This window comes from Microbispora sp. NPDC004025 (assembly GCF_053604425.1).
This window is the reverse complement of sequence record NZ_JBSGHN010000037.1, coordinates 1-4811: the sequence shown is the minus strand read 5'-3', so window position 1 is coordinate 4811 and position 4811 is coordinate 1. Positions and strand designations below refer to the sequence as shown.

The window sequence follows — 4811 nt, the reverse complement described above, 5'->3', positions numbered from 1 at the left end:
ACGGCCAGCACCCGATGCCCCAGGCGGCGGGCGTCGGACAGGCGCTCGACCAGCAGCAGCCCGACGCCCTCGGCCCAGCCCGTGCCGTCCGCCGACGACGAGAACGCCTTACACCGCCCGTCCACGGACAGCCCTCGCTGCCGCGAGAACTCGGTGAATCCGATGGGGCTCGCCATCACCGTCACCCCGCCCGCGAGCGCGAGGTCGCATTCCCCCGTACGCAGCGCCTGAACGGCCAGATGCAGGGCGACCAGCGACGACGAGCAGGCCGTGTCCACCGTCACCGCCGGGCCCTCGAACCCGAAGGTGTAGGCGATCCGTCCCGACAGCACGCTGCCCAGATTGCCGATCGCGAGGTATCCCTCCAGGTCGTCGGGCACCTGTGGCAGCCGGGAGCCGTACGTGCGGTCGGCGACCCCCGCGTACACCGCCGTGCGGCTGCCCTTGAGGTGGGCGGGGTCGATGCTGGCGCGTTCGAAGGTTTCCCAGGCGACTTCGAGCAGGAGGCGTTGCTGGGGGTCGCTGGCGAGGGCTTCGCGGCGGGAGATGCCGAAGAAGTCGGCGTCGAAGCCGGCGACGTCGTCGAGGAAGCCGCCGTGGCGGGTGTAGGAGGTGCCGGGGTGGTCGGGGTCGGGGTGGTACAGGGAGTCCAGGTTCCAGCCGCGGTCGGCGGGGAACTCGGTGACGGCGTCGCGGCCTTCGGCGACCAGGTCCCACAGGTCCTCCGGTGAGGCCACCCCGCCGGGCAGGCGACAGCCCATCCCCACGATCGCGATCGGCTCGCGCGACTTCGCCTCGATCTGACGTAGCCGCCGCTCCGCCTGCTTGGTCTCCGCGATCGAACGCTTGAGGTATTCGCGCAGCTTTTCGTCGTTCGCCATTGGAAATCAGCCCCTGTCCAGGAGGTCGAAGAGTTCGTCGTCGGTGGCGGAGTCGAGGTCGAGCTCGTCGTCCGGGTCGTCCCCCACGCCGGTGGGGGTGTCGAAGCGTGCCAGCAGGGCGCGGAGCCGGGACACGACCTCGCCACGGCCGTCCGGCTCGGCGAGCAGGCTCGCCTCGAGCCGCCGCAGCACGGTCAGCGGATCGCCCGCCGGTTCGCCCTCGCCGTCCGTCTCGGCGTCGTCCAGGACCGAGAGGATGTGCTCGGCCACCGCGACGGGCGAGGGATGGTCGAAGATCAACGTGGTCGGCAGGGGCAGCCCGGTGGCCGCCCGGAGCCGGTTGCGCAGGTCCACCGCGGTCAGCGAGTCGAGACCCAGCTCCTTGAAGGCCCTCGTGGGCGCGATCGCCTCCCCGTCGGCGTGCCGCAGCACCGCGGCGACCTCCGTACGGACCAGGTCGAGCACCGCGTCGCGGCGCTCCGCCGGGTCGAGCCCGGCGAACCGCCCCACCGGTGCGGGGGTGCCGGGAACGCCGTCCCCCGCCGCCCCGCCCACGGTGGACGCCCGGGAGGCGTCGAGCCAGTAGCGCGTGCGCTGGAAGGCGTAGGTGGGCAGGTCGACGCGGCGTGGTCCGACCCCGGCGGAGTCGACGCTGAGGGCGACGGACCAGTCGACCGGCACGCCGCGCACGAACGCCTCGGCGAGCGAGACGAGGAAGCGCTCCGGCGCGCCCTGGTCGCGCCGGAGCGTGCCGGTGACCAGCGTGGGCCCGGCGCCCGCGGCGTCGAGGGTGTCCTCGATGCTCGACGTCAGCACCGGGTGCGGGCTGATCTCGATGAACGCGCCGTGCCCCGCGGCCGCGAGCGCCCGGGTGACGGCCTCGAACAGCACGGGCCGGCGCAGGTTGGCGTACCAGTATTCCGCGTCGAGCTCCGCGGGGCCGACCCAGTCGCCGGTGACGGTCGACAGCATGGGCACCGTCAGGTCCCCGGCGGCGATGGGGGACAGCGCCTTGACCAGCTCGTCATAGATGAGTTCGACCTGAGCCGAATGCGAGGCGTAGTCGACGGGGATCCGCCGGTTGCGCACCCCTTCCGCGTCGAGCCGGGCCAGCAGGTCGGTCAGCGCGTCCACCTCGCCGGACACCACGACGCTGCCGGGCCCGTTGACGACTCCGACCGACAACCGGCCGTTCCAGACCGCGATCCTGGCCTCGGCCTCCTCCAGAGGCAGGGCCACCGACGCCATCCCGCCGTCGCCCGACAGGGTCCGGATGGCCTGGCTGCGCAGGGCCACCACGCGGGCGGCGTCGCGCAGTGACAGCGCCCCCGCGACCACGGCCGCGGCGATCTCCCCCTGGGAGTGGCCGACCACCGCGTCCGGACGGACCCCGTACGCCTGCCACAGCTCGGCGAGCGAGATCATGACGGCCCACAACACCGGCTGCACCACGTCGACCCGGTCGAGCCCCGGCGCGCCGGGCACACCGCGCACCACGTCGAGGAGCGACCAGTCGACGAACTCGGCCAGCGCCCGGCCGCACTCGGCGAGCCGCTCCGCGAACACCGGCTCCGTCTCCAGCAGCCCGGCGGCCATGCCGGGCCACTGCCCGCCCTGACCGGGGAAGACGAACACGACCTTGCCGGTCACGTCGGCCGTGCCGCGTACGACGTGGTCGGGCAGCGCGCCCCCGCGGGTCAGCGCGGCCAGGCCGGCGGACAGCCCGGCGGGCAGATCGGCACCGCCCGGCGCGACCACCACGGCGCGCTCGGCGAACAGCGCCCTGGCCGAGACGAGGGAGTGCGCCACGTCGACGGGGTCGAGGTCCGCCCGCCCTTCCAGGTAGGTGGCGAGGCCGACGGCCTGCCCACGCAGCGCCTCGGGCAGGTGCCCCGACAGCACCCACGGCACGGCGGGCGGCGCCGCCGGCGTGTTCCTGGCCGGCTCCCCGGCGGCGGGCGGCTGCTCCAGGATCACGTGGGCGTTCGTGCCGCTGACCCCGAAGGACGACACCCCCGCCCGTCTCGGGCGGCCGGTCTCCGGCCAGGGCCGCGCCTCGTCCAGCAGGCGCACCGCGCCGCTCGACCAGTCCACGTGGGGGCTCGGCTCGTCGATGTGCAGCGTCTTCGGCAGCAGGCCGTTGCGCATCGCCATGATCATCTTGATCACTCCGGCCCCGCCCGCCGCGGCCTGGGTGTGCGCGATGTTCGACTTCAGCGAGCCCAGCCACAGCGGGCGGCCGGCCGGACGCTCCTGGCCGTACGTGGCCAGCAGCGCCTGCGCCTCGATGGGGTCGCCGAGGGTGGTGCCGGTGCCGTGCGCCTCGACCGCGCCCACGTCATCCGCGGACAGCCCGGCGTTGGCGAGGGCCTGGCGGATGACCCGCTGCTGGGACGGCCCGCTCGGGGCGGTGAGGCCGTTGGACGCGCCGTCCTGATTGACGGCCGAGCCCCGGACGACCGCGAGCACGGGGTGACCGTTCCTGCGCGCGTCCGACAGGCGTTCGAGGAGCAGCAGGCTGACGCCCTCCCCCCAGCCGGTGCCGTCCGCGGAGGAGGAGAACGCCTTGCACCGCCCGTCCGCGGACAGCGCCCGCTGCCGGGAGTACTCGACGAACGTGGCGGGCGACGACATCACCGCCACGCCGCCCGCGAGCGCGAGGTCGGACTCGCCCGTACGCAGCGACTGGGCGGCCAGGTGCAGAGCGACCAGAGACGACGAGCAGGCGGTGTCCACCGTCACCGCCGGGCCCTCGAAGCCGAAGGTGTACGCGACCCGTCCCGAGGCGATGCTGCCCGCGCTGCCGTTGATGAGATATCCCTCCAGGTCACCGGGGATCTCCTGCAGCCGGGGCGCGTAGTCGTGGTACATCACGCCGGCGAAGACCCCGGTACGGCTGCCCCTGAGCCGTTGCGGGTCGATCCCGGCCCGTTCGAACGCCTCCCACGCCACTTCGAGGAGGAGCCGCTGCTGCGGGTCCATCGCGAGCGCCTCGCGCGGAGAGATGCCGAAGAAGGCGGGGTCGAAGTCGGCGACGTCCCGCAGGAACCCGCCCTGGCGGGTGTAGGAGGTGCCGGGGTGGTCCGGATCGGGGTCGTAGAGCGCTTCGAGGTCCCAGCCACGGTCGGCGGGAAACTCCGACACCGCGTCGCCGCCGTTCTCCACCAGCCGCCAGAGCGCCTCCGGCGACTCGATGCCCCCGGGAAGCCGGCAGGCCATGCCGACGATGACGACCGGGTCGTCCGCGAGCGGTCCGGCCGCGGCCGTCTCGGTCCGTACGGCGGTGGTCTCCGTCCGTTCGCCCCCGAGCAGGCCGTCCAGGAAGCCGGCGATGGCGTGGGGGGTGGGGTGGTCGAAGGTGAGGGTGGCGGGGAGGCGGAGGGTTGTGGTGGTGGTGAGGCGGTTGCGGAGTTCGACGGCGGTGAGGGAGTCGAGGCCGAGTTCGATGAGGGGGCGGTCGGCGGGGATGGTGTGGGGGTCGGGGTGGGTGAGGACGGTGGCGACTTCGGTGCGGACCAGGTCGAGCAGCGCCTCGCTCCGCTTCCTCGCGTCGAGCCCCGCGAGGCGGGCGGCGAGCGGGGCGTCCTGCCCCGCGACCGCCCGCACGGCCGGTCGGCGGGGGGAGACGAGGCGGCGGAGCAGGGCGGGCGGGGCGTCGGACGCCGTGTTCAGCCGCGCCGGCACGAGCACCGGAGGCTGCCCGGCGGAGCCGAAGACGGCCGCGTCGAACAGGGCGAGGGCGTGGTCGGAGGCGAGGGGGTGCACGCCGAGCCTGGCCAGCCGCTTCAGGTCGGTCTGGGTGAGGGTGGTGGTGAGGGTGCTGGTGTGGGCCCATAGTCCCCAGGCGAGGCTGGTGGCGGGTTGGCCTGTGGTGTGGCGGTGGTGGGCGAGGGCGTCGTGGAAGGTGTTGGCGGCGGCGTAGTTGGCTTG

2 protein-coding genes are annotated in these 4811 nt (G+C 74.0%); both read right to left on the bottom strand.

Annotated features, from left to right (window positions below; translation table 11 throughout):
• A partial coding sequence (locus tag ACWEQG_RS38935; RefSeq protein WP_452292665.1) for a beta-ketoacyl synthase N-terminal-like domain-containing protein occupies positions 1 to 881 on the bottom strand: 881 nt, incomplete at its 3' end.
• Positions 882 to 887: 6 nt separating this feature from the next.
• Positions 888 to 4811: type I polyketide synthase (locus ACWEQG_RS38930; protein ID WP_452292663.1), on the bottom strand; the 3924-nt coding region annotated here is incomplete at its 5' end.